At 69.1% G+C, this 22,629-nt stretch carries 25 protein-coding genes; 14 read left to right on the top strand and 11 right to left on the bottom strand.

The window, feature by feature from the left end; translation table 11 throughout:
* The first annotated feature begins 349 nt into the window (after positions 1-349).
* From ACIBL3_RS03080 to ACIBL3_RS03095, 4 genes are all read left to right on the top strand, one after another.
* The gene (locus ACIBL3_RS03080) at positions 350-1,123 is read left to right on the top strand and encodes an LLM class flavin-dependent oxidoreductase (RefSeq protein ID WP_396351484.1); all 774 of its coding nucleotides are present in this window, start codon (positions 350-352) and stop codon (positions 1,121-1,123) included.
* 39 nt (positions 1,124-1,162) lie between these two features.
* Positions 1,163-1,798, top strand: a complete 636-nt coding sequence (locus ACIBL3_RS03085) for an SDR family NAD(P)-dependent oxidoreductase (protein WP_396351485.1) — start codon at positions 1,163-1,165, stop codon at positions 1,796-1,798.
* A gap of 66 nt (positions 1,799-1,864) precedes the next feature.
* Positions 1,865-2,479 (top strand): FMN-binding negative transcriptional regulator, encoded by a 615-nt coding sequence (locus ACIBL3_RS03090; protein ID WP_396351486.1) that lies wholly within the window; start codon positions 1,865-1,867, stop codon positions 2,477-2,479.
* A 229-nt stretch (positions 2,480-2,708) separates the two neighbouring features.
* On the top strand, positions 2,709-3,080 hold the full coding sequence (locus ACIBL3_RS03095) for a hypothetical protein (RefSeq protein ID WP_396351487.1): 372 nt from the start codon (positions 2,709-2,711) through the stop codon (positions 3,078-3,080).
* 97 nt (positions 3,081-3,177) lie between these two features.
* On the opposite strand, the gene ACIBL3_RS03100 is transcribed toward ACIBL3_RS03095, so the two are convergent.
* Positions 3,178-3,789 (bottom strand): pentapeptide repeat-containing protein, encoded by a 612-nt coding sequence (locus ACIBL3_RS03100; protein WP_396351488.1) that lies wholly within the window; start codon positions 3,787-3,789, stop codon positions 3,178-3,180.
* A gap of 142 nt (positions 3,790-3,931) precedes the next feature.
* On the opposite strand from ACIBL3_RS03100, the gene ACIBL3_RS03105 reads away from it, so the two are divergent.
* On the top strand, positions 3,932-4,822 hold the full coding sequence (locus ACIBL3_RS03105; RefSeq protein WP_396351489.1) for an NAD-dependent epimerase/dehydratase family protein: 891 nt from the start codon (positions 3,932-3,934) through the stop codon (positions 4,820-4,822).
* Positions 4,823-4,833: 11 nt separating this feature from the next.
* On the top strand, positions 4,834-5,592 hold the full coding sequence (locus ACIBL3_RS03110) for a protein phosphatase 2C domain-containing protein (protein WP_396351490.1): 759 nt from the start codon (positions 4,834-4,836) through the stop codon (positions 5,590-5,592).
* On the opposite strand, the gene ACIBL3_RS03115 is transcribed toward ACIBL3_RS03110, so the two are convergent.
* The 3 genes from ACIBL3_RS03115 to ACIBL3_RS03125 all read right to left on the bottom strand — a co-directional run bounded on the left by ACIBL3_RS03115 (position 5,583) and on the right by ACIBL3_RS03125 (position 8,791).
* Positions 5,583-6,554 (bottom strand): DUF4328 domain-containing protein, encoded by a 972-nt coding sequence (locus tag ACIBL3_RS03115; protein ID WP_396351491.1) that lies wholly within the window; start codon positions 6,552-6,554, stop codon positions 5,583-5,585. The genes ACIBL3_RS03110 and ACIBL3_RS03115 overlap by 10 nt on opposite strands.
* Positions 6,555-6,620: 66 nt before the next feature.
* A complete protein-coding gene (locus ACIBL3_RS03120; RefSeq protein WP_396351492.1) occupies positions 6,621-8,162 on the bottom strand; it encodes a glycerol-3-phosphate dehydrogenase/oxidase in 1,542 nt (513 codons plus the stop codon).
* On the bottom strand, positions 8,159-8,791 hold the full coding sequence (locus tag ACIBL3_RS03125) for a TetR/AcrR family transcriptional regulator (RefSeq protein ID WP_396351493.1): 633 nt from the start codon (positions 8,789-8,791) through the stop codon (positions 8,159-8,161). Before ACIBL3_RS03125 ends, ACIBL3_RS03120 begins: the two co-directional genes overlap by 4 nt.
* Positions 8,792-8,909: 118 nt before the next feature.
* Between ACIBL3_RS03125 and ACIBL3_RS03130 the strand changes: the two genes are divergently transcribed.
* Genes ACIBL3_RS03130 through ACIBL3_RS03140 form a run of 3 tightly spaced genes read left to right on the top strand, consistent with a single transcriptional unit; the run spans position 8,910 to position 12,246 of the window.
* Positions 8,910-10,475, top strand: a complete 1,566-nt coding sequence (locus ACIBL3_RS03130) for an FAD-binding oxidoreductase (RefSeq protein ID WP_396351494.1) — start codon at positions 8,910-8,912, stop codon at positions 10,473-10,475.
* Positions 10,476-10,498: 23 nt separating this feature from the next.
* Complete coding sequence (locus ACIBL3_RS03135) at positions 10,499-11,218, top strand: SDR family NAD(P)-dependent oxidoreductase (RefSeq protein ID WP_396351495.1); 720 nt, start codon at positions 10,499-10,501, stop codon at positions 11,216-11,218.
* Positions 11,215-12,246 (top strand): S-adenosylmethionine:tRNA ribosyltransferase-isomerase, encoded by a 1,032-nt coding sequence (locus tag ACIBL3_RS03140; RefSeq protein WP_396351496.1) that lies wholly within the window; start codon positions 11,215-11,217, stop codon positions 12,244-12,246. Before ACIBL3_RS03135 ends, ACIBL3_RS03140 begins: the two co-directional genes overlap by 4 nt.
* An 88-nt stretch (positions 12,247-12,334) precedes the next feature.
* On the opposite strand, the gene ACIBL3_RS03145 is transcribed toward ACIBL3_RS03140, so the two are convergent.
* Both ACIBL3_RS03145 and ACIBL3_RS03150 read right to left on the bottom strand, forming a co-directional pair.
* Positions 12,335-13,270: an aldo/keto reductase gene (locus tag ACIBL3_RS03145; protein WP_396351497.1), complete on the bottom strand. Its 936-nt coding sequence runs from the start codon at positions 13,268-13,270 to the stop codon at positions 12,335-12,337.
* Entirely contained in the window at positions 13,270-13,872 is a 603-nt protein-coding gene (locus tag ACIBL3_RS03150; protein ID WP_396351498.1) for a TetR/AcrR family transcriptional regulator, read from the bottom strand. Before ACIBL3_RS03150 ends, ACIBL3_RS03145 begins: the two co-directional genes overlap by 1 nt.
* A gap of 45 nt (positions 13,873-13,917) precedes the next feature.
* Between ACIBL3_RS03150 and ACIBL3_RS03155 the strand changes: the two genes are divergently transcribed.
* Positions 13,918-14,325 (top strand): PPOX class F420-dependent oxidoreductase, encoded by a 408-nt coding sequence (locus tag ACIBL3_RS03155; RefSeq protein ID WP_396351499.1) that lies wholly within the window; start codon positions 13,918-13,920, stop codon positions 14,323-14,325.
* Here ACIBL3_RS03155 and ACIBL3_RS03160 read toward each other — a convergent pair.
* Positions 14,322-15,065 (bottom strand): rhomboid family intramembrane serine protease, encoded by a 744-nt coding sequence (locus ACIBL3_RS03160; RefSeq protein WP_396351500.1) that lies wholly within the window; start codon positions 15,063-15,065, stop codon positions 14,322-14,324. The genes ACIBL3_RS03155 and ACIBL3_RS03160 overlap by 4 nt on opposite strands.
* Positions 15,066-15,140: 75 nt before the next feature.
* The gene (locus ACIBL3_RS03165) at positions 15,141-15,683 is read right to left on the bottom strand and encodes a peptidylprolyl isomerase (RefSeq protein WP_396351501.1); all 543 of its coding nucleotides are present in this window, start codon (positions 15,681-15,683) and stop codon (positions 15,141-15,143) included.
* A 293-nt stretch (positions 15,684-15,976) separates the two neighbouring features.
* Here ACIBL3_RS03165 and ACIBL3_RS03170 point away from each other — a divergent pair, with 293 nt between their 5' ends.
* Positions 15,977-16,729, top strand: coding sequence for a hypothetical protein (locus ACIBL3_RS03170; RefSeq protein ID WP_396351502.1), 753 nt, complete (start codon positions 15,977-15,979; stop codon positions 16,727-16,729).
* A 123-nt stretch (positions 16,730-16,852) separates the two neighbouring features.
* On the opposite strand, the gene ACIBL3_RS03175 is transcribed toward ACIBL3_RS03170, so the two are convergent.
* Together ACIBL3_RS03175 and ACIBL3_RS03180 are read right to left on the bottom strand one after the other, a co-directional pair.
* Positions 16,853-17,182 (bottom strand): hypothetical protein, encoded by a 330-nt coding sequence (locus tag ACIBL3_RS03175; protein ID WP_396351503.1) that lies wholly within the window; start codon positions 17,180-17,182, stop codon positions 16,853-16,855.
* 230 nt (positions 17,183-17,412) lie between these two features.
* On the bottom strand, positions 17,413-17,886 hold the full coding sequence (locus ACIBL3_RS03180; protein ID WP_396351504.1) for a methylated-DNA--[protein]-cysteine S-methyltransferase: 474 nt from the start codon (positions 17,884-17,886) through the stop codon (positions 17,413-17,415).
* 126 nt (positions 17,887-18,012) lie between these two features.
* Between ACIBL3_RS03180 and ACIBL3_RS03185 the strand changes: the two genes are divergently transcribed.
* From ACIBL3_RS03185 to ACIBL3_RS03195, 3 genes are all read left to right on the top strand, one after another.
* Positions 18,013-18,726 carry a DUF4328 domain-containing protein gene (locus ACIBL3_RS03185; protein ID WP_396351505.1) on the top strand — a complete coding sequence of 238 codons (714 nt, stop codon included), beginning with the start codon at positions 18,013-18,015 and terminating at the stop codon, positions 18,724-18,726.
* A gap of 202 nt (positions 18,727-18,928) precedes the next feature.
* Positions 18,929-21,220 carry a DUF4328 domain-containing protein gene (locus ACIBL3_RS03190; protein WP_396351506.1) on the top strand — a complete coding sequence of 764 codons (2,292 nt, stop codon included), beginning with the start codon at positions 18,929-18,931 and terminating at the stop codon, positions 21,218-21,220.
* Positions 21,221-21,233: 13 nt separating this feature from the next.
* Positions 21,234-22,010, top strand: coding sequence for a sugar phosphate isomerase/epimerase family protein (locus ACIBL3_RS03195; protein ID WP_396351507.1), 777 nt, complete (start codon positions 21,234-21,236; stop codon positions 22,008-22,010).
* Here ACIBL3_RS03195 and ACIBL3_RS03200 read toward each other — a convergent pair.
* Positions 21,991-22,542, bottom strand: a complete 552-nt coding sequence (locus ACIBL3_RS03200) for a TetR family transcriptional regulator (RefSeq protein ID WP_396351508.1) — start codon at positions 22,540-22,542, stop codon at positions 21,991-21,993. The genes ACIBL3_RS03195 and ACIBL3_RS03200 overlap by 20 nt on opposite strands.
* Positions 22,543-22,629 lie beyond the last annotated feature (87 nt).

The raw sequence follows: 22,629 nt of genomic DNA on the forward strand, positions 1-22,629 counted from the left end.
GCTCATCCTTTCCCGACGCAGCACCGCAGTCCACCCCAGTCAGCCCTCCCCGGCAAGAAACTCGATGCGACGGCTGTTCGAGGGGTGGGTGAAGGCCAAGAGGCGCAGGGCCTCGGTCTCGATGGCTGCGAGGTCGGTCAACTTGCGAAGGGTTTTGCGCGTTCAGCCCGAAGACCCGCTCGACTGCTGCGACCACTGGCAAGTCGACGCGCTCGAGCAACAGTTGCCGCTCGAGCAGTGCCCGTCCCAGCGCCCGCGTACTCAAGACCCGCACGCCGACGACCCTAAGGCCAGTAGCGGACAGCGGGAGTCCGGAACAACTCCGCACGCAACGGAGTTGAGGGTGGTCATGACAGTTGAGATCGGAGTGATCCTGCCGACGTCGACGCCGGACCCGTCGAAGCCGATTCTCGGCGACGTGCGGGAGAGTGCGCGGTTCGCCGAGGAGATCGGACTTGACTCGGTCTGGTCGACGGATCACCTGATCGCGAGTGCGCCGATGCTGGAGAGCTCGGTGGTGCTGGCGACCGCGGCGGCGGTGACGGAGCGGATCACGGTCGGGTTCAACGTGATGCTGCTGGCGTTGCGGCCGGTTGCGTGGGCGGCAAAGCAGGTGAGCACGCTGCAACTCGTGTCCGGCAACCGCCTCGTGCTCGGCGTCGGCACCGGCAATCCCGCGCACGGCGACATCGGCTGGCGGGCAGCGGGTGTGTCATTCGCCGACCGCGGCAGGCTGACGGACGAGGCGCTCGCCGTACTGCCCGATCTGGTCGCGGGAAAGCCGACGACCCTCGAGCCCGGGCTGGAGGCAACGATCGCGCCGGGGTCGGCGGTCCCTCCCATTGTGGTCGCAGGCAACGGCAAGGCGGCCTTCCGGCGAGCGGCCAGGTACGGCGACGGCTGGGCGACGATCGCGCTGTCGCCCGAAGACGTCAAGGCCGCGCTCGACCAGATCAACCAACTGCATGACCGGGCGCCACTCAAGGCGACCGTCGTCGCGCCGCAGCTGGATTCGCCGGAGCAGTTGGAAGCGTACGAGGCCGCCGGCACCGAGCGCGTCATCCTCCCGCCCACCGGCGATTGGCGCCGGGACTACGAGTCGGCCGCCGCGCTCAAAGACTGACTTGACTCTGACATTGATGTGAGGCTTTACGGTCCCGGTATGGCAGGAGCTGTGGTGGTAGGGGCCGGCCCGGGGATCGGCGCGGCCGTGGCGAGACGGTTTGCGGGCGCCGGGCTGAGTGTCGGGCTGATCGCCCGGTCGGAGACGACTGTGAAGGCAGTCGCGGACGGGATCACCGGCGACGTGCTCGCGCTGACGGCCGACAGCACGGACGAGGTGGGCCTGCGTGCGGCACTCGACCGGGTCGTCGAGCAGCACGGCGTACCGGAAGTGGTGGTCTACAACGCTGCGATCGTCCGGCCGGACGCCGTCGGTGACCTGACCGCTCGGCAGCAGTTGGACGCGTGGGCGGTCAACGTGGTCGGGGCGATCACCACGGCGGCGTACGTCGTACCGGCGATGGCTGAGCGTGGCGGCGGGTCGTTCATCATCACCGGCGGGATGCCCGAGCCGAAGCCGGACTACGCGAGTCTGTCGCTCGGCAAGGCCGGCGTACGGACGCTGGTCACGCTGCTCGACCAGCAGTACGGCGACGCCGGCATCCACGCGGCCAGCGTCACGGTCGGCGGAGCGGTGGCGCCGGGTACGGCGTACGACCCGGACGACATCGCGGACCACTACTGGCGTCTCCACACCCAACCGCGCGACCAGTGGGAGCACGAAGTCAGTCACTGAGTGGACTGACGAAGCCCGCGCGGATTGGATCTATCGGGCCCTGAGCGCGTCGGTGAGGCTGGAGTTGTGTACGTACCGAAGCACTTCGCTGCCGATGACGAGGCGGTCCACGAGCTGCTGACCCACCATGGGGCAGCCGACCTGGTGACGATGACTCCGGACGGTCTGGTGGCCACGATGCTGCCGTTCGTCTACGACCGCTCGAGGAACGTGCTGCTCGGGCACCTCGCCCGCAACAACGATCACTGGCGCCAGCCCGCGATCGGCGAGGCTCTGGTGATCACGCGTGGTCCGGCCGCGTACGTCTCGCCGGCGTGGTACGCGTCCAAGCGGGAGCACGGCCGGGTCGTCCCGACGTGGAACTACGTGACCGCACACGTCTACGGGACGCTGACCGTGCACGACGACCCGGCCTGGGTGGCGGACGTCGTACGGCGGCTGTCGGACCACCACGAAGCCGGTCGAGCCGAGCCGTGGTCGGTGGACGATGCCCCGGAGAAGTTCGTCGTCGGGCAGTTGCGCGCGATCGTCGGCGTGGAGCTCGCGATCAGCCGGATCGAGGCGAAGGTCAAGCTCAGCCAGAACCGGCCGGACGCCGATATCGACGGCGTGATCGACGGCCTCCGCGCGGACGGCGACGAGGAGTCCGCGAGCGCGGTCGCCCGGCACCGCTCCCGATGACCTAGCCCGTCCCAGGCGCGAGTTGCTGGCCTGCAGCAAGTGATCGTTGCCTTGGGCGCGGTCTTTGGTGACAGTTTGTGCTCAGAATGTCACGGACTGTTTGCGGGTGCGTGCAGATGTCCGGACAAGCCTGGCGACCGTGGGATCGGTCGGCTGATCGTCCTCTCAGGAAGCGAATTCGGCGAGGAAGACAGCTGTCGGCCGGTCGACCACGGGAGGCTTCGGACGCGTGCTCGAGACCTATCGCGGCATCCCCCATCTGCTGGACACCTGGCTCGTGCTGACCGGCATGGCCCTGCCGATCGCGCTGTCGTCGCTGCGGCGGCCGGGTGACGTGGTCCCGCAACTCGGCCGCTCCTGCCAGCTCCACGACCTGGTCGCGAACACGCTCGGCGCCTTCGCCGGCGTCGGCCTGGCCGCCGGACTGCAGACGCTGATCCGCGACCGGCGCCTGGTCGCCGTCCCGTACGTCGTCGAGCACTCGGCGATGCTCGTGGTCCGCGGGCGACCGCCGGCCCGGCATCGTCGTGAGCTGGTGCCACGGGCGGTTCCGGTCACCAAGCCGGCGAACGGGCTCCGGCAGATCGCCCGGGCGCGGTGAGACTCTCACAGAGTGGTACGAAGTTATCCGGATAGTTATCCACAGGCTGTGGATGAAACGGGGGATGCCAAGGCGATCACACGGAGATATCCACAGGTTAGGGCCGCACGTCGAGGCCGAGTGACGTGGCGATGACCATCGCCTGGGTGATGTCGACCCGGGCGTCCTTCAGCTCGACCGTGAGTGGGTCGAGGGTGGAGAGGTCGGAGCCGCGCAGATCGGCGCCGGTGAAGTCGGCGCGGTGCAGTGACGCACCGGACAGCTCGAGGTCCCGCAGCACTGCCTTGGCTGCCCGGACGCCGGTGAGGTCCGCCTCCCGGAACTTCACCCCGGTGAACTCCGTCCCGCGCAGGTCCGCGCCCGGGAGCCCGGTGAAGGACCAGTCGCCGCCGGACACCTTCAGCAGGTTGTAGGTGCAGTCGTCGAAGAAGCTGCCGACGAACTTGCACCGGGTGAACGTGGTGTCGAACAGCGAGCACCGGACGAAGGTGCAGTTCACGAACGCGGCGTCGGTGTGCGTCGACGCATTGAAGCGGACGCCGCGGAACGTGCACTCCTCGAAGACCCCGCCGCGGTTGTCCACCTCGGTCAGGTCGGAGTCGACGAACAGCACCCGGCGGTAGGTCTGGCCGGACGGGTCCGCGTCGTCCCAGTCGCGGATCGTCGACTCGGTCGGCGCCGGCGGTCGCCCGTCCACTCGATCTGGCATCGCTCTCCCCTGTCGCTGAGGCATCCCGGCCACCCTGTCACGCCGTACCGACACAGTGCCGCAAGTCGGCGCTGGTGCATTTGTGATGGGTACGACGGAGAACGGTAGGCGGACCGACAAATACGAACCGGACGATGGAAGGGTGACCGGAACTGAGCGGGTGATGGTGTTCGGCGCGGGAGGCTTCCTCGGCGCCAGGATCTGCGCGCTGCTCGCCGACCGCGGCATCGAGTACCGCGGCCTGAGCCGGAGCCGGGGCGAGCCGCACCGGCTGTGCGACCTGGCCGCGATGCACCCGTACGCGCTCGACACCCAGATCGGCATGTACAAACCGACCGTCGTCATCAACGCCGCCGGCGCCACGCTGGGCGACTCCGCGACCCTGGTCCGGGCCAACGTGATCGCGGTCGAGGCCCTGCTCGCCTCGGCCCGGGACCATGCGAGCCATGCCCGCTTCGTCCACCTCGGCTCGGCCGCCGAGTACGGCGGTGCGCCGCAAGGCACCAGCCAGGACGAACAGACCGAACCCTGCCCGGCCGGTCCGTACGGCCTCACCAAACTCGCCGGCTCGGAGCTTGTTCTCCGGGCCCAGCGCAACGGCGCCGACGCGGTCGTCCTCCGGGTGTTCGACGTGATCGGCCCCGACGCGCCGGAGAGCACGCTCACCGGCCGGGTGATCCGGGACCTGAGATCCAGGCACACGATCGAGGCCGGGTCGCTGGACATCTGGCGCGATTTCGTCGACGTCCGCGATGTCGCGGAGGCCGTGGTCGCGGTCGCCCTCGCCGACGCCAAGCCACCGCCGGTCCTGAACGTCGGCACCGGGCGGGCGAGTCTGGCCCGGGACGTCGCCGGTCAGCTGTTCGAGTTGAGTGGCCAGCCGGCCACGATCGTCGAGGAGGCCCGGCCGGACACCGTGCGCGGCGCGACCTGGCAGCAGGCCGACACCGGGCTGGTCGGCAAGCAGCTCGGCTGGTCCCCGAAGATCTCCCTCGAGCAGTCCCTCGCCGACAGCTGGGCCGCCCGACCGTAGAGACTGGGCAGGTGGAGATTCGCTCGTTCAGCCAGCCCGCCCCTGACCGTCGGCCACCGGCGGTGAACGAGGACCTCGTCCTGACCGGACCTGACTTCGTCATCGTCCTCGACGGCGCCACCGCACCGAGAGGCGTCGACTCCGGCTGCCGGCACACGGTGGCCTGGCTGGTCGGTCAGCTCGGCGCTCAGCTCGTCGTACCGCTCCTCGCTCGCACGACGGCACCGCTCCCGGAGCTACTCGCCGAGGCGATCGTCGCGGTCGGAGCCGACCACGCGGACACCTGCGACCTCACCAACCCGGACAGCCCGTCGTCCACGGTCGCGATGGTCCGGGTCGGCCCGGACATCGTCGAGCACCTCGTCCTCGCGGACTCGCCCGTCGTGATGCGATCACCGGCGGGGAAGGTGGCGGTGCACAGCGACGACCGCATCGACCTCCTCCCGGAGTACTCCCTCGAATCCGCTCGGCGGCACCGCAACCAGCCGGGCGGCTTCTGGGTGGCGAGCACTCAGCCCAAGGCGGCCTACGAAGCAATCACCGGTGCGACGGACCGCGCGGACGTAGAACTGATCGCAGTACTCTCCGATGGGGCGGCCCGGTATGTCGAGCGGTACGGCCACGCCTGGACTGACCTCGTCGAGGTGCTGACGCAGAAAGGTCCCCGCGAGCTTGTTGCCAGAGTCTGGGAGTACGACGCGGCCGCGCACCCGGACAGCTTCCGCGGGAAGCGGTACGACGACGCGACCGCCGTCCTCGCCTATCCCTGATACGGCCGGTACGACGGGAACGTCGGACCGGGCTGGTTGTAGCGCGGCGCGTACTGCGGCGGCTCGGGCGGCGCAACAGCCGGCGGCGGCATGGTCGCCTGGTCGTGGTGCCACTGGGTGACGCGAAGCAGCAGCAGCGACGCGGCGACGCCGGCCGCGATCAGCAGCACGGTCGCCACGGTGAAGGCGATGTTGACGCTCAGCGCGACCCGGACCATGAAGTCCTGCAGGTCGTAGATGTCGACGTAGTCGCCGGTCTGGTCCGCGGTGTCGGCGGCGTCCACCAGGCGGACGATCCAGACGACGAACGCGATGACGGCGAACGCTCCACCGCCGACCAGGATCACCCAGAACCCGGTCCACGTCGCCCACCAGCCGTAGAGCAAACCTCGAATGTGGCCACGCCGGGACACGCCCTGCTGCTCCGGCGGCTCGCTCGCAAAGGTCACGTCCTGGACGATCTGCAGCGGGTACCAGAACTGCACGACCGGGCAGAACCACGAACCGACGACCCAGCCGTTCGCATGCCGGTGCAGCTTCCCCTGCTGCAGGACCGGCCGCGGCGCGAGTGGTGAGTGCAGGAAGTCCGCGTTCTCCCGCGCTTGCCACAGCCAGATCAGGAACGCGATCGCCGTCCCCATCAGCAGGTAGCTGACCAGGTTGAGCAGCGGACCGGTGCCCGCGATCGAACCGAACGCCCGGTCGATCTCCTCCTCGGAGAGCAGCCCGTACACGAACCGCTTGACCTCGTCGTAAGAGCTCCACATCAGCGCGGTCTGGATCACCGCGCCCACCGCGGTCAGTCCCATCAGCACGATGCTGACCACGGCGATCTTCCGCAACGGCTTGTACCGCGGCGGCACCGGGTACGGAACAGGTTGGTACGGCCCTGGTCGATGCGGCACCGGATACGGCTGCCGGAACGGTTGCGGACCACCAGGCCCCGGGTACGGCTGCGTCACCTCTTCACCCCCTCGCAGCCAAGTTAACCCAGCCGTGGGAGCGTTCAACCCCGTTATCCACAGGTCTTACACGCCGGCGAACGCCTCCCGGACCGCTGGCAACGCCAGCTCACGGTCCGTCGCCGACAACCCGATCCGGGTCCGCCGATCCAGTACGTCGTCCGCGGTCAGCGCACCCTCATGCCGTACGGCGAACAGCAGCTCGGCAACCGTGGTCCGCAACCCCGGCGCGATCGGCTCCAGCAACCCCGGAGCACCCGCGATCACCTCCGGCGCCTCCACGCCGTACCGCTGCACGAAGCGCGCCGGCGCCCGCACCGCAGCCAACTGCACCCGGTCAGCCGCCCCCACGAGCGGAATCCGGTGCGTCAAGCACGGTCGCCGTACCGTCAGGGTGGACTGCTGCAGGGCCTTGTCGAGCGCGTCCTGCGCCATCCGCCGGTACGTCGTCAGCTTCCCGCCGACGATCGTCACCAACCCGTCCGCGCTCGTGATCACCGCGTGCCGCCGGGAGATGTCCGCGGTCTTGTCCTCACCCTTGTGGTGACCGGTGTCGAGCAGCGGACGCAGGCCGGCGTACGTCCCGATCAGGTCGGACCGGGTCAGTGGCACCTGCACGGCTGAGCTGATCGTGGACAGCAGGAAGTCGATCTCGGCCTCGGTCGCGTGCGGTACGTCACTCACCGGTCCAGGCGCCTCCTCGTCGGTCAGCCCGACGTACACCCGGTCGTCCGGCGCCGGGATCGCCATCACCACGCGCCGCAGCTCGCCAGGCACCGGCACGGTCAGCACGGCGGACAGCCCGCCGAAGGCCGACTGCGGCAGCACCAGATGGGTCCCCCGGCTCGGCCGCAGCTTGATCTCGGAGGCGACCTGGTCGGCCCAGATCCCGGCCGCGTTGATCACGACCGATGCGTCCACCTGCAGCCGCTGCCCGGTCAACTGATCGACGAGTACGGCGCCGCGCCCGGTCACCTCGGTGGCTGCGACCCGGGTCAGCATGCGAGCGCCGTACTGCGCCGCGGTCCGCGCGATCGCGACCACCAGCCGGGCGTCGTCGTACAACTGCCCGTCCCAGGTCAGGAAGCCGCCGCGCATGCCGTCCGGACGCAGCGTCGGTGCGTAGCGGAGGATCTCGGCCGAGCTGACCCGGCGGGAGTGCGGCAGGTAGTCGTCGCTGGTCCGCGCGAACGTGCGCAGGACATCGCCACCGAGGAACGCACCCCGGAGCAGCGCGGCCTGGGCGAACCGTGCCTGCGGCAACCACGGCGCGACCTGCGGCACCGGGTGGACCAGATGCGGTGCCGTCGTCTTCATCAGGATGCCGCGCTCGACCGCGCTCTCGTACGCGATGCCGACGTGGCCGGACGCGAGGTAGCGCAGCCCGCCGTGCACGAGCTTCGAGCTCCACCGGCTGGTGCCGAACGCGAGGTCGTGCTTCTCCACCAGGGCAACGGTCAGGCCGCGCGCGGCCGCGTCCAGGGCAACACCTGCGCCGGTGACCCCGCCGCCGATGACCAGCACGTCGACCTTGCCGACCGTGTCCAGCCACTCCAGCTCGCGGATCCGGCGCGCCGCGTTCAGGCTGGCGTTGCCCACGCTGATCATGGCGTCAGGTACCTGGTGAGCATCACCCGCAGCTCCTCGTCGAGATGCGGATATTCGTCCTTCGAGGCCATCACCGGTCCGGACACTGCCGACGCCAGCGAGACCAGGATGATCTGGCGGGCCAGCCAGACCGGGTCGCCGGACCGGATCGAGCCGTCGGTCTGGCCGGCCTTGATGCCTTCCTCAACCAGGGCCAGGTGCGCGACCGTGCTGCTCCCGCGGCGCTCGAGCAGGTACGGCGTGAGGAACTCCGGGTCGAGCTCGATGATCTTCCGCATCAGCGGGTGCACGCGGGTCTTCGCGACCACCTCGACCACACCCTCGACCAGCCGCGACCGCCCGTCGACCGCGTCGGGCTGGAACGCGGACACCAGTGCGGTGGTCCACTCCCGGGTCATCAGCGCGGCGACCACGGCCTGCACGTTCGGCCAGCGTCGGTAGAGGGTGGCGCGGGAAACCTCGGCATGCCGGGCGATGTCGGCCATCGTCATCCGGCGCATCCCGATCGCGAGCAGCAGCTCGTAGGACGCGTCCAGGATCCGCTCTTCGCCGATCGCATTCGCGGGTGTGGGACGCGTACTGGTCTCGGACGCTGTTTCCGGAGCCGACTCGCTGCTACGCTGAGACATCACACGTCAGAGTGTATCAGCGACTGTGGCGTCCGGGAACTGTCCGTGGCAGGTGGGAGCCAGGGGGTCTCACCTGCCACGGACGCTACCCCTCAACCGTGGCGATCGGGAGATCAGAATGACCGAGTCGGACCTGCCGGTGGTGCATCTCACGCCGGGCCGCTGGGGCGACCCCGACCACCCCGTCGAGCTTCCGGCCGCGGCCGTCGAGGCGCTCAAGCATCTCGGCGTACGGCGACCTGCCGGGTCTCCTGTGGATCCGGAGTACCGGCCCGGCCTGACGACCGCGCAGTTGGACTTCCTGGCCTCGATCGTCGGCCCAGATCACGTCACGACCGACCTGGACTCCCGCTGGGGGCACACCCGCGGCTACTCGACTCCAGACCTGCTCAGACATCGCGCGGGCGACACCACCGACATGCCCGACGCCGTCGTCTACCCCGGGTCGCACGACGAGGTGCAGGCTCTGCTCGCCGCATGCTGTGAGGAAAAGCTGGCGGTTGTCCCCTACTCGGGCGGTACGTCGGTCGTCGGTGGGCTGGCCGCCGACCGACGCTTCGTCACGGTCGACCTGCGCCGGCTCGACCAACTCGTGGCGATCGACGAGATCTCCCGGACGGCGACATTGCAGGCCGGGGTCCGTGGTCCGGCCGCGGAGGCGTTGCTCGCCGAACGCGGGTACACACTCGGGCACTTTCCACAGTCTTATGAGGGCGCGTCGATCGGTGGCTACGCGGCAGCGCGGTCGAGTGGGCAGTCGTCGGCGGGCTACGGGCGGTTCGACCAGATGGTGGTCGGGCTGACGCTGGCGACTCCGCGCGGGACCATCGAGCTCGGCCGGGCGCCGATGTCCGCGGCCGGGCCGGACCTGCGGCAGTTGGTGCTCGGGTCCGAAGGCGCGTTCGGGATCATCACGTCGGTCGTCGTACGGATCCGGCCGCGGCCGGCCGAGCGGCATTTCGAGGGCTGGCGGTTCGAGAACTTCGAGGCTGGGTTGGCCGCGATCCGGCGGTTGGCGCAGGACGGGCCGTTGCCGACTGTGCTGCGGTTGTCCGACGAGGCCGAGACAGCGGTGAACCTGGCTGATCCCGACGTGCTGGGTGGCGGGTCGGGTGGCGTACTGGCGATCGTCGGCTTCGACGGGCCGTACAACGCGGCGACAGCTCGAGCGCTCACCGAGGCTGGTGGGCAAAACCTGGGCGAGGGTCCGGGTGAGACCTGGCGCGTCGGGCGGTATCGGGCGCCGTACCTGCGCGATCCGTTGCTGGACGAGGGCGCGCTGGTGGAGACGCTCGAGACGGCGGCGTTCTGGTCGAAGCTGCCCGGGCTGAAGGCCGCGGTCACTGAGGCGTTGGTGAAGTCGCTGACCGAGCAGGGCACGCCGCCGCTGGTGCTCTGCCATGTGTCGCACGTCTACGAGACCGGCGCGTCGCTGTACTTCACGGTGATCTCGGCGCAGACGGACGACCCGGTCGCGCAATGGCGTACGGCGAAGATCGCGGCCAACCACGCGATTGCGACAGCCGGGGGCACCATCAGCCACCACCATGGTGTCGGCACCGATCACCGCGACGCGTACGCCGAGGAGATCGGACCGCTGGCGGTCGAGGCTTTGCAGGCGGTCAAGAAGGTGCTCGACCCGGACAACATCATGAATCCCGGGATCCTCTTGACCTCAAGTTGACTTGAAGTATGACGGTTGGGGACATGACTCCTGAAGCATCCAACCGTCCTGTCGCTCTCATCACCGGCGCCTCCGCCGGTCTAGGGTTGGCGCTCGCGCACGGGCTGGCCGACCGTGGATGGGCGCTGGTGATCGACGCCCGCGGCGCCGCCGCCCTCAAGGACGCCGCCGACGCGCTGGCCGACCGCACCGACGTCGTACCGCTGGCCGGCGACGTCACCGATCCCGAGCACCGGGCCGACCTGGTCGACGCCGTGATCGAGCTCGGCCGGCTCGACCTGCTGATCAACAACGCGAGCTACCTCGGCCCGAGTCCGCTGCAGCCGCTGGGTCAGGCCGACCTGAACGAGCTGCGCCGCGTGTACGAGGTCGACGTGGTCGCACCGATCGCACTCACCCAGGCACTGCTGCCAGAACTCAGCGGAGCGTCCGGTGTGGTGCTCAACATCAGCTCCGACGCGGCAGTCGAGGCATATGAAGGCTGGGGCGGCTACGGCTCCGCCAAGGCCGCGCTCGACCACGCCACCGCAGTACTCGCCGCCGAGCACCCGTCGCTGGCCGTCTACGCCGTCGACCCAGGTGACCTTCGTACGGCGATGCACCAGGCGGCGTTCCCCGGTGAGGACATCTCGGACCGGCCCGAGCCGGCGACCGTCGTACCGGCGTTCCTGCAGTTGCTCGACAGTCGTCCCAAGAGTGGGCGGTACCGAGCGGCCGAGTTCGCGCCGGCGGTGACCTCGTGAGGGTGCACCCCCACACGCGGTTCGTCCTGCCCGACTCCCTGAACGCCACCGAACCACCCGAGGCGAGAGGTCTGTCCCGGGACCAGGTGAAGCTGCTGGTCGCGGAGGGGTCGACCGTCACGCACACCAGGTTCGACCGGATCGGTGAGCACCTGCGACCCGGTGACCTCCTGCTGGTGAACACGTCCGGCACGCTGCCTGCCGCAGTCGACGGCTCGTGGATCACTGGCTCAGGCGTTGCGCCTGTCGTGGTGCACTTCTCCACCGCACTCGACGACGGCACCTGGGTCGTCGAACTGCGCAACGGCGGCTCACCGATGTTCGGCGGTACGTCCGGCGATCAGGTGGAGTTGCCGGAGGGCGTGCTGACGCTGCTGGCGCCGTACCAGCCGGAATCCACCCGGCTGTGGCGCGCCAAGCCGCCAGTGCCCGACGTGCTGGGCTACCTGCAACGGCACGGCCGAGCCATCACCTACAAATACGTCGGTCGGCGTTGGCCGATCGCGTCGTACCAGACCGTCTTCGCACGCGAGCCCGGGAGTGCGGAGATGCCCAGTGCGGCGCGGCCGTTCAGCTTCGAACTGGTCAGTCAGCTCGCGTCTCAGGGCGTCCTGATCGCGCCGATCCTGCTGCACTGCGGTGTGTCCTCGCTGGAGAGCCACGAACCACCGTTGCCCGAGCGGTACGACGTACCGGCGCACACGGCTCGGTTGGTGAACTGGGTGAAGGCCAATGGCGGCCGGGTGATCGCGGTAGGAACCACCGCAGTGCGAGCAGTCGAGTCAGCTGTCGCGGACGACGGCTCGGTCACTGCCTCCCACGGCTGGACCGACCTTGTGCTCGGCCCGGACCACCCGGTCCGCGTCATCGACGGCCTCATTACCGGCATGCACGCGCCCGAAGCCTCACACCTGCTCCTGCTGGAGTCGGTCGTAGGCGGCGACACCGTCCAACGCGCCTACGACGCCGCCCTGCACCACAGCTACCTCTGGCACGAATTCGGCGACAGCTCCCTGCTGCTGCGCTGACGTGAAGGGGTGGCCTTCGTTGCCTGGGCGCGGTGGTCATGGGCGTTCATCGAGACGATCGGAAATTGTGGCCTAGGCCATTCAAGATTCAACGGGGGTCGATGTGGTCCGGGTCGAGGAGGTCGGGGGTGATGAAGCTGTGCGGGAAGCCGAGCTCGAAGGCGGTTGCGGACTCCAGGCGTCGTACGGCGTCCGCCGGCAGGGCGAGGTCGATCGCGGCCAGCTGGTCGGCGAGTTGCTCCACGGAGCTCGCCCCGGCCAGCGGATGGACGGCGCGCGAATGGACCCGGGTCCAGGCGAGGGCCACCTGTGACGGCGTGACGTCCAGCTCCTTCGCGACCTCTTGTACGGCGGCCAGCACAGCGCGCTCGCGATCGTCGGCATCCGGGCCGGCCGGCTTGGCCAGCTTCCCGTGGGCAAGCGGTGCCCAGGCGACCACGGTCATGCCGAACGCTTCCGCCATCGGCAGCAGTTCGCGCTCGACGTCACGCTGCAGCAGGCTGTACGGCACCTGCAACCCGGCGAACCCGGACCAGTCCCGCCACTCGGCCAGCGTGTTGCCGCGAGCAACGAGCCAGGCGGGTGCGTCCGAGATCCCGGCGTACAGGATCTTGCCGGCCCGGACCGCGTCGTCGAGAGCGCGCAGCGTCTCCTCGATCGGAGTGTGCTGCTCCCAGTAGTGCACCCAGTAGACGTCGAGGTAGTCGGTCCGCAGCCGCCGCAGGCTGGACTCGAGCGCGAGCCGGAGGTTCTTCCGGTGGTTGCCGGTGGCATTGATGTCGGTCCGGTCCCGGGACAGCGTGTACTTCGACGCGAGCACGAACCGGTCCCGGCGGCCGGCCAGGATCTCGCCGACGATGTCCTCGCTCGCGCCGTACGCGTCGGCGGTGTCGATCATGTTCCCGCCCGCGTCGGCGTACCGGTCGACGATCGGCCGCGCCTGGTCGACGGTCCGGAAACGCATCGCGCCGAGGAACAGCTCGGACACGCGCAGCCCGGTGGGCCCGAACAGCCGGTAGCGCATCAGCCGGCGTACCCGTGCAGGAAGGCGTGGACGCCGGTGCTGACGGCGTCGGTGATCTCGTCGGGGGTCATGGTTCCTCCTCGATAGGACGGGTTGGCGCCCGAGATGAGCAGTGAGAAGTGCAGGGCGGCGCGCATCGGGTCGTCGATCCGCAGCAGGCCGTCGGCGGCGAAGGCGGCCAGCCGGTCGGCGAGTGCACGCCGTACGGCGATCGGCCCGGCTTCCTGCCAGGCGTCGATCGCGTCCTGCGGGATGTGCCCGGCCTCGGCGTTCACCTGGCGGATTAGCGCGGAGTGCTCGGCGTAGTCGGGCATCGGCGTGCGCCAGGCGATCCCGAAGGCGACCAGATCGGTCTCGAGATCGGTGACCTCGGTCAGGTGCTCCTCGATGATCGCGAGTTGAGCGGCGGCGACCTTCGTCGCACTCTCCTGGATCACCGCGCGGAACAGCCCGGCCTTGTCGCCGAAGTGGTTGTAGAGCGTCCGCGTCGAGACGCCGGCCTCGGCCGCGATCACGTCGATACTCGCCCGCGCGTAACCGTCCCGCGCGAACACGGTCAACGCGCCGGCCAGCACCTCCTGCCGTTTCCCCGCTCGTGGCACCGGACCTCCTGGTGAAACTACAACGATCGTTGTACCTTAGCGTACATGACATTCACCGACGAAGAGCTCAGCTATCTGAAGTCCCAGCCGTTGGCCCGGCTGGCCACGGTCGGCCCTGACGGGCAGCCGGACGTCGTACCGGTCGGCTTCGAGTACGACGGCACCTACTTCTACGTCGGCGGGATCGACCCGGCGAACACCCGCAAGGTCCGCAACGTCCGCGCCGGCCAGGACCAGGTCGCCCTCGTGATCGACGATCTCGTCACCACGAACCCGTGGTCACCGCGCTTCCTGCGCGTCTACGGCACCGCCGACGTGGTCGAGCGCGCAGGCCAGTTCGGCCCGAGCGTCTACCTGCGGATCAAGCCGACGGTCAGTTGGAGCTGGCACCTGGACGGTCGGCCCGCCCACGATGAAGAGTTCGCCCCTACTCGGACGGTGCACGCGGCTTAGGTACGGGCCTTGTGGTTGCGGCGCCGCTTGGTGTCCTGGAGGAAGACCCAGGCAACGGCGGCGCCGACGACGAAGCCGCCGAGGTGTCCCTGCCACGAGATGTTCGGGAGGAGGACCGAGATGACCGCGGTGACGGCCACGTAGCCGAGGATCCAGGTGACGTCCATGCCGCGGGCGCGGCTGATCACCAGCAGCGCGCCGACCAGACCTAGGACGGCGCCGGACGCGCCGAGGGTCGCCGACACGGGAGCGGCGAGGAACCAGACCGCGACGCTGCCGCCGAGCGCGGACAGCACGTACAAGATGATGAACCGGGTCCGGCCGAGCATCTGCTCCAGCGGCGGACCGACCTGGTAGAGCATGAACAGGTTCGCGAAGATGTGGAAGATCTGCACGTGGGTGAAGGCCGACGTCAGCAGCCGCCACGGCTCGGACTCCACCAGCACCGGCACCAGCACCAGGTCGTTCACGATCTGGCTGCTGCCGACGCGCACCGCGATGAACACCAGGATGTTGATCGCCAGCAGCGTCATCGTGACGATCTGCGGGTTGCCGCGCTGGATGCCGCCCAGCGACGTCCGCGTCCGCGGGACCGACTTCACGCCGTCGGAGAAGCAGTTCGGGCACTGGAAGCCGACCGCGGCGCTCTTCATGCACTCCGGGCAGATCGGCTTGTCACAGCGCTGGCAGCGAACCCCGGCGGGCCGATCCGGGTGCCGGTAGCAGACGGTGTCGGTCACGACGGGCGGTCCTTCCGCAAGGAGAGAGAGTGCGGGCCGGGCAGGTGATGACCTTGCCCGGCCCGCTGGGAAGAATCAGACGGTCTTGCGCTCGACCACGACGGTGTTGATCAGGATCGGCTCGATCGGCCGGTCGCCCGGCGCGGTCTTCGCGGTCGCGATCGCGTCGACGACCTTCTTCGACTCGTCGTCGACGACCTCGCCGAAGATCGTGTGCTTGCGGTTCAGGTGCGGGGTCGGCACGACGGTGACGAAGAACTGGGATCCGTTCGTGCCCTTGCCGAACTGGATGCCGGCGTTCGCCATCGCCAGCAGGTACGGGCGGTCGAACTTGAGCTCGGGGTGGATCTCGTCGTCGAAGGCGTAGCCCGGCGAGCCGGTGCCGGTGCCGAGCGGGCAACCGCCCTGGATCATGAAGCCGTCGATCACCCGGTGGAAGGTCAGGCCGTCGTAGAACCTGGCGTTGCTCGGCTGACCGGTCTGCGGGTCCGTCCACTCCTTGGTGCCCTCGGCCAGCCCGACGAAGTTGCTCACCGTCTTCGGCGCGTGATCGGGGAACAGCCTGATGACCACGTCACCCTTCGTCGTCTGCAGGGTCGCGTACAGCTCTTCGGCCACGGGAGTCACTCCTATTCGTCACGGCTTACGTCTTCGATCCTGTCATGCGGCCCCAACTCCGCCCGCACCGACCGGCCGGGATGGTTGCCCACGGGCGGCCCTGGGCACCGGGGCGGTAGTGGGATGGATCGTTACAAGCTGCCTGGCTGGGTGCTGGGGAGCGGGTTTGTCGGCTGGGTACGTCGTACGATGCAGACGAAGCCGGATTTGTCCAGAGTCGTATCAGCAGCGTCCATACCGCCGATGGGCCAGATGGCTGCCCCACCGAGGCGGGCGGCACCGAGGAGGGAACCGTGGGTTTGTCGAAGTCCAAGGGCCGGGTCGAGACCGCGAAGGATCGGGTCCGGCCGCTTGCCGAGTCCGCGTCGGAGAAGATCGGGCCGGCTGTGGGCACCGCACGGGAGAAGGTGTCGCCGTACGCCGAGAAGGCCGTCGAGCGGGGCGCGCACTACGCGAATGTGGCAGTGGAGAAGGCCAGCCCGGTGATCGACGAGGCGCTGGCCAAGGTCGGCCCGGCCACCGAGCACGCCGCCGAGAAGGCGCGCGAGCGGTTCAACGACGACGTGCTGCCGAAGGTGACCGCCGCGCTGGCGTCGCTGGCAGCCGCCGCCGAGCCGGTCGTCGAGGAGACCTCGCGCCGGGGCAAGGCCACCAAGGCCGCGCTGAAGGGTGAGCTCGAGGTACCGAAGAAGAGCCACCGGCTCCGCAAGGTCGTCCTGTTCCTGGGCTTCGGCGCCCTGGCCGCGGCCGCGGTGAAGAAGCTGCTGACCCCGCCGGAGCCGGCCTGGCAGTCGACCCCGACCAGCGGTCGCGACTACAGCTCCGCCCCGACCGGTACGACGTCGCGCCCGAGCGAGACCCGGACCGAGTCGAAGCCGGACGCGAAGGCCGAGTCGAACGGCAAGACCGACGCCCCGAAGGCGGAGTCGGCCAAGACCGAGGCCGCCAAGGAGGACGCGGACACCGAGGTGAACGCGGCAGCCAATGGCGCCGCGAAGAAGACCACGCCCCGGAAGGCGAGCAACCCGAAGCCGTCCGACTCCTGATCGGCGTACCACCGCAACGGCGAAGGCCGCGACCCCGAGTGGGGTTCGCGGCCTTCGTTGTGCCTGCGACGTCGCCTTGCGCGAACGACGCCAGACCGGGGCGGTGGGTGGGGCCGAATCGACTCAGTTGAGGGTCTGCTCGGTGTTCTCGTCGTCTTCGTTCTGCGGCTTGGCGATCGTGTAGCGACCGGCCGACAGCAGTTGGGTGGCGTACCGGTGCGTGATGCACGGGTAGGTGCCGCCACAGTGCTGGCAGACGGCGTCGTTGCGATGTAGCCAGGGCAGGATGCCGAACCGCTTGACCCAGGTCAGCGGCTCGCGGTCGGGGGCGTGCAGTTTCAGGGCCGAGCGAGCAGCACTCTGGATCTCGGGTGCGGACCAGTCCTCCGCGCTCTTGTCCATCAGGGCGCTCAGGTCGGGGTGAAGGTGTGCGGTCGAGCGAGTTTTGTTCATTTATGCGTCTTCCGGGGGGCAGGGAGGTACGCGGGCCAAAGCGCCATGGATGAAGCGTCCGCTTCAAACGTGACGATGTGATCGCTGTTAGCGACCTTAGCCCTCCAGTAGCCCACTGGGCGGCTTCGCACGCGTCGCCCGGTGTCAGATCTTCGTCAGGTTTCGCTGCGTGCAGTGTTCGATACAGCTCCCACCCCACCGCCCCGGTCTGGCGAGCACACCTTTTCGCTTCAGGTCCAGAGCGTCTCGAGGGTGATCCGCGCCTCGAGCTCGAGCAGGTGCCGCTTCAGCGGGATGCCGCCGCCGAAGCCGACCATCTTGCCGCCGGCGCCGACCACCCGGTGGCAGGGCACGACGACCGCGATCGGGTTCCGGTTGCAGGCGGTGCCGACCGCCCGGGCCGCGCCCGCGTCCCCGACGATCTTCGCGACCTCGCCGTACGTCTGCATCTCGCCGTACGGGATCCGGCTCAGCTGGGCCCAGACGGCGCGCTCGAACTCGGAGCCGCCGCGCACCGACAGCGGGACGGTGAACTCCTTGAGCTCGCCGGCGAAGTAGGCCTTCAGTTGCTCGGCGGTCTCGGTCAGCAGCGGGTCCGGCTCCAGGTGCCGGTCGACGCGGCCGAAGTTCAGCCGGCACAGTCCGGCCTCGTCCACGGCCAGGGACAGGTCGCCGATGGGTGAGTCGATGACGGACCAGCGCATAGGCCCATCCTCCCGCCCACCACCGACACTTTCTGGCCGTTTCGCGACATGGACCCGAGGCCGACACCAACCTCCCAGCACCTGTTGTTCTCGCCTGGTCACGCCGTGTTGTGCTATTTCTGACACATGACCCAGCCGCCGCTGGACCGCTGGTTCAGCTCCGAGCGGGCGATGGGCCTGGCCGCGTCGATCCTGATCGGGGTCGTCACCGTGTCCACCTGGGCAACCGCGTGGTCCGACTGGTACTCGTACCAGACGGTGAAGCAGTACGGCGACGACCCGGACCAGTCGGCCGAGGCGGACCTGATCTCCGGCTCGCTCGGGATCGTCGCCGCGTTGGCCCTGCTGGCAGCCGCGGCGGTCTTCATCGTGTGGCTGTGGCGGGTCCGCTGGAACGCGGAGATGTTCTGCCGCGGCGAGCACCGGTTCACCCGCGGCTGGGTGCTCGGCAGCTGGATCTGCCCGGTGGTGAACCTCTGGTACCCCAAGCAGGTGGTCGACGACATCGTCGCCGCCAGCGACCCGCGGACACCGCCGCACCTCGCGACCCTGCGCGGCGTCCCGGGCACCCGACTGGTCTGGGGCTGGTGGCTGACCTGGGTGGCCGGCCTGGTCAGCGGCAACATCGTCCAGCGCGGTGTGATCGGTGGCGCGACCGAGCTGCCGGACCTGCGGACGAACGTCGTACTGTCCACCGTCTCGGCGCTGTTCACCACCGGGGCCGCGGTGCTGGCGGTGATCTTGATCCAGCGGATCGACGAGCTGCAGACGAAGCGGGAGTGGGTGCCGTGGTGGGCACTCGACGAGTCGCAGCCCGGCTTCCAACCCCCTGCGCGGTAAACCAAACCGTCACGCACCGTCTGCTCCGTCGTTACAAGTGGTGATGGGCGGACGAAAAGAACGCGTTAAGTCGACACCCTCCGTGCTGGACCCGGCTCCACACGGGTACTTACTTCGTGGTATCAATGTGGCTCGGTCATGCGGGGGCAGGATTTGGCCGAAACGCCGAACAGACGGAGTTCCAGCAACGCGAGGGACGAACGTGAGCCACCCGCAGCCAGCAGTCCTGTCTGCTGTCCACAACCACGACGAAGAATGGCAGCCGCACGCAGCTGAGGAGTTCCAGCAGGTCGGGACGGTCGGAAAGATCGCCATCGGACTCCTGGGCGCGTCGACATTCACCCATCTGCTCTCGACCTGGTCGGACTGGAACACGTATTCCGTCGTCAACCGCTACCTCGGCGGGATGCCGAACGTCGACGACGCGGACCTGAACCGCGCCGACGCGATCGCCAAGGTCACCGCGGTTCCCAACGTGATCATCTCGGTCGCCGCCGCGGTCGTCTTCGTCATCTGGCTCTGGCGGGCCCGGGTCAACTCCGAGGTGTTCTGCCAGGCCGACCATCGCCGCAGCCATGGCTGGGTCCTGGCCAGCTGGTTCTGCCCCGGACCCAATCTCTGGTACCCCAAGCAGATCGTCGACGACGTCTGGTTGGCCAGCGATCCGAAGACCCCGGTTTACGCCGACGACTTGCGCCGGTTCAGGACTCCCGCCCTCACGTCCGTGTGGTGGGTGACCTGGATCGGCGCTCTCGCGTTCGACGTGGTGGTGCGCCGGTTCCTGATGTGGATGGAGGCGACCGTCGGGTCGCTGCGCGGAATCGCCCTGGCCGGTACGGCGTCCCTGGTGCTGACCGCTGTCTCCGCGATCGCCGCGACGATGGTGATCCGCAAGATCAACGCGATGCAGACCAGCCGCGAGTGGGTCCCGTGGTGGGACCAGCGCGAGCCGAAGCTGACCGCGGTACCGACGTACGCGAACGACGACACCGATGAGCAGCCCGCGATCAACGAGCCGATCGCCAACGGCCCGGCCCGCGCCGCGGCGCCCGCGCTGCGGCTCGAGCGGCAGCCGGAGCTGCAGATGGCCGGCGGCGGTCCCGCCCCGGCGCCCAGCCCGTTCGCCCCCGCCCCCGCTCCTGCCCCGGCCGCCGGTTTCCCGGGCGACGGTGCGGCAGCCGGCGGCTTCCCTGGCGGCGGCAACCCGTTCGGTGGCGCACCGGCGGCCCGCGCGGCGTTCGGTGGTGACGCGCCGGTCGAGGAGCCGCCGAAGTGGAGCCCGTTCGCGCCGGTCGTGCAGAGCTGGCAGGACGACGACAAGGACGACGCCGGTCCCGCGACCGAGCAGTTCGACGCGGTCTCCGCGTGGCAGGAAGAGAAGAAGCCTGAGGAGACCAGCTACGAGCGGACCAGCTGGAACGACTACCTCGGCGCCAACACCGGGGACCCGCTGTCGACGACGGCGTCGGGCAGCAGTTGGCTGAACGAGACGCCGCCGCTGACCGTGGTCGAGCCGGAGCCGGAGCCGTACGCCTACCAGCCACGGCCGCAGGCCGAGTACCAGCCGCAGTATCAGCCGCAACCGCAGCCCGAGTACCAGCCGCAACCGCAGCCCGAGTACCAGCCGCAGCCCGAGGCGCCGTCCTGGGCCAGCAGCTACTCCGAGACCTACTCGTACGAGTCGACCTCCGACTACCAGACGTCGACCTCCCCGATGCAGGCCGACCCCACCCCCGCACCCGAGCCTGAGCCCGCGCCTGTTGCGCGCGCCGGCCGCCGGGCCGCTCGGGTCGCGGTGGACAGCCCGTCGGCGATCCAGCCCGCCGGATCGCACCACGTGGCCCCCGCCCCCTCGCACGAGCACGAGGTCTACGGGCCGTCGTCGCACAGCTCGTCGCCGGTGTCGGCGTCCTCGGGCTACTACGAGCCGGCTCCGGTCGTCAGGCCCGAGCAGGACGACTTCCTGACGCCGTCCAAGCCGCTGCCGACCGTTCCGTCGTACGGTCCGGAGCCGTCGTACTCCCCGACCTCTGACGACAGCTACTACAGCTCGTACGACGACCAGTCCTCGAGCTACCAGTCGTCGTACGAGTCCGGCTCGGACTACACGTCGTACGGGCAGTCGGACTACTCGAGCAGCAGCAGCTACGAGTCCACCGACCACGGCTACTCGTCCCAGGCGGGCAGTGACTACTCGAGCAACAGCTACGAGTCGACGTCGTACGACTCCTACAGCCCGACGTCGTACAGCGGGTCGGAGTACAGCAACGTCCAGCCGTCGTACGACAACTACAACCAGAACTACGCGCCTGAGTCGTCGTACGGCTCGACGGACTACAACGGCAGCTACTACTCGCAGCCGGAGCAGCAGCAGCCGGAGTACCAGCAGCAGTCGCAGTACTCGTACGAGCAGCAGCAGGTCCCGGAGCACCAGGAGCAGGCCGACCAGACCAGCACCACTCCGCGCACTCACCCGCGCCGGCGCTGGGTCTGATCGAATAGGCGGTATGACTTTCGCCTTCTCCACGCTCGGCTGCCCCGGAGCGTCGCTCGACCATGTCCTGGAACTTGCCAAAAGCAACGAGATCTCCGGCCTGGAGCTGCGGGCCGCGGACGAGGAGTTCACCAACACCGGCCTGACCCCGGCGCAGCGGCGGGAGCTGCGGTCCCGGATCGAGGACGCCGGCCTGGAGATCCTCGCGGTCAGCAGCTACGTCAAGCTCTGCGCGGTCGAGGACCAGCCGCTGGAGGCGCACCTCGAGCTCGCCGCCGACCTCGGCGCCCGCGGCGTCCGCGTCTTCCCTGGCGATGACGGTGAAGGTACGGCGGACGCGCCGAGCGCCGGCGAGATCCGCGCCCTCGACCGGGTCACGTCCGCGCCGACAGACAGCCAGATCCTCCTGGAGACCCACGACTCGCACTCGGCCGGCCGCAAGATGGCCGCGTTGCTCACGCGGCTCGACACCGACGTCCCCGGTCACAACGCGAAGGTGATCTGGGACAGCGCCCACACCTGGAGCCACGGCGAGAGCCCTGCGGAGTCGTTCGCCCTTCTGAAGCCCTGGCTGGAGTTCGTCCAGATCAAGGAATCGGACTCGAAGCAGCAGTACCGCCCGGTCGCGATCGGCACCGGCGACTTCCCGATCCGGGACCTGCTCACCACCCTGGACGGCACCGACTACCCGCTCTCGCTCGAGTGGGAGCTCAAGTGGCACCCGCACCTCCCACCCCTGGAGGAGGCACTCCCCGCCACCCAGTCCTGGATCAGCCCAGTGGCGCAGTGAGGTAGCGGGTCAGCGTCGGGCCCAGTGAGGCGGCCAGTTGGTCGTGGGTGAGGGCGGTGACCGGGCCGAGTTCGAGGATGTAGCGGCAGAGGGCGAGGCCGAGGGTTTGGGTGGCGATCAGTCCGGCGCGGGTGGCCGGCTCGTCGACCTCCATGGCGCGCAGGGTGGGGGCGAGTTGCGCGACGAAGAGCTCCCGCATCCGCTCGGCCGCTGACTCGTTGGTGACAGCTGCCCGCAGCAACGCCCGGAGCGTGTCGTCGTCCTCCCAGCGGGTCAGGAAGTGCCTGATCAGCGCCTCGCCCAACTCTCCCCGCGATACGGCGCTGAGGTCCGGCAACCGCAGGTCGAACTCCGCCGCCGCCGCGAACAGCTTCTCCTTGTTGCCGTAGTACCGCATCACCATCGCCGGGTCGATCGCCGCGTCGGCCGCGATCGCCCGGATCGTGGCGCGCTCGTACCCGTCCGCGCCGAACCGCTCCCGCGCCGCCGTGAGGATCGCCGCCCGGGTCCGGTCGGACTTCCGCTCTGCCATACCCACAGCATATGCCAACACTTGTTGACTTTTGCCGCCGGCTCTCCTACAGTAAAAGTCAACAAGCGTTGATAAATACCGAGAGGG

It is taken from the genome of Kribbella sp. NPDC050124 (assembly GCF_044460355.1).
Lineage (GTDB): Bacteria > Actinomycetota > Actinomycetes > Propionibacteriales > Kribbellaceae > Kribbella.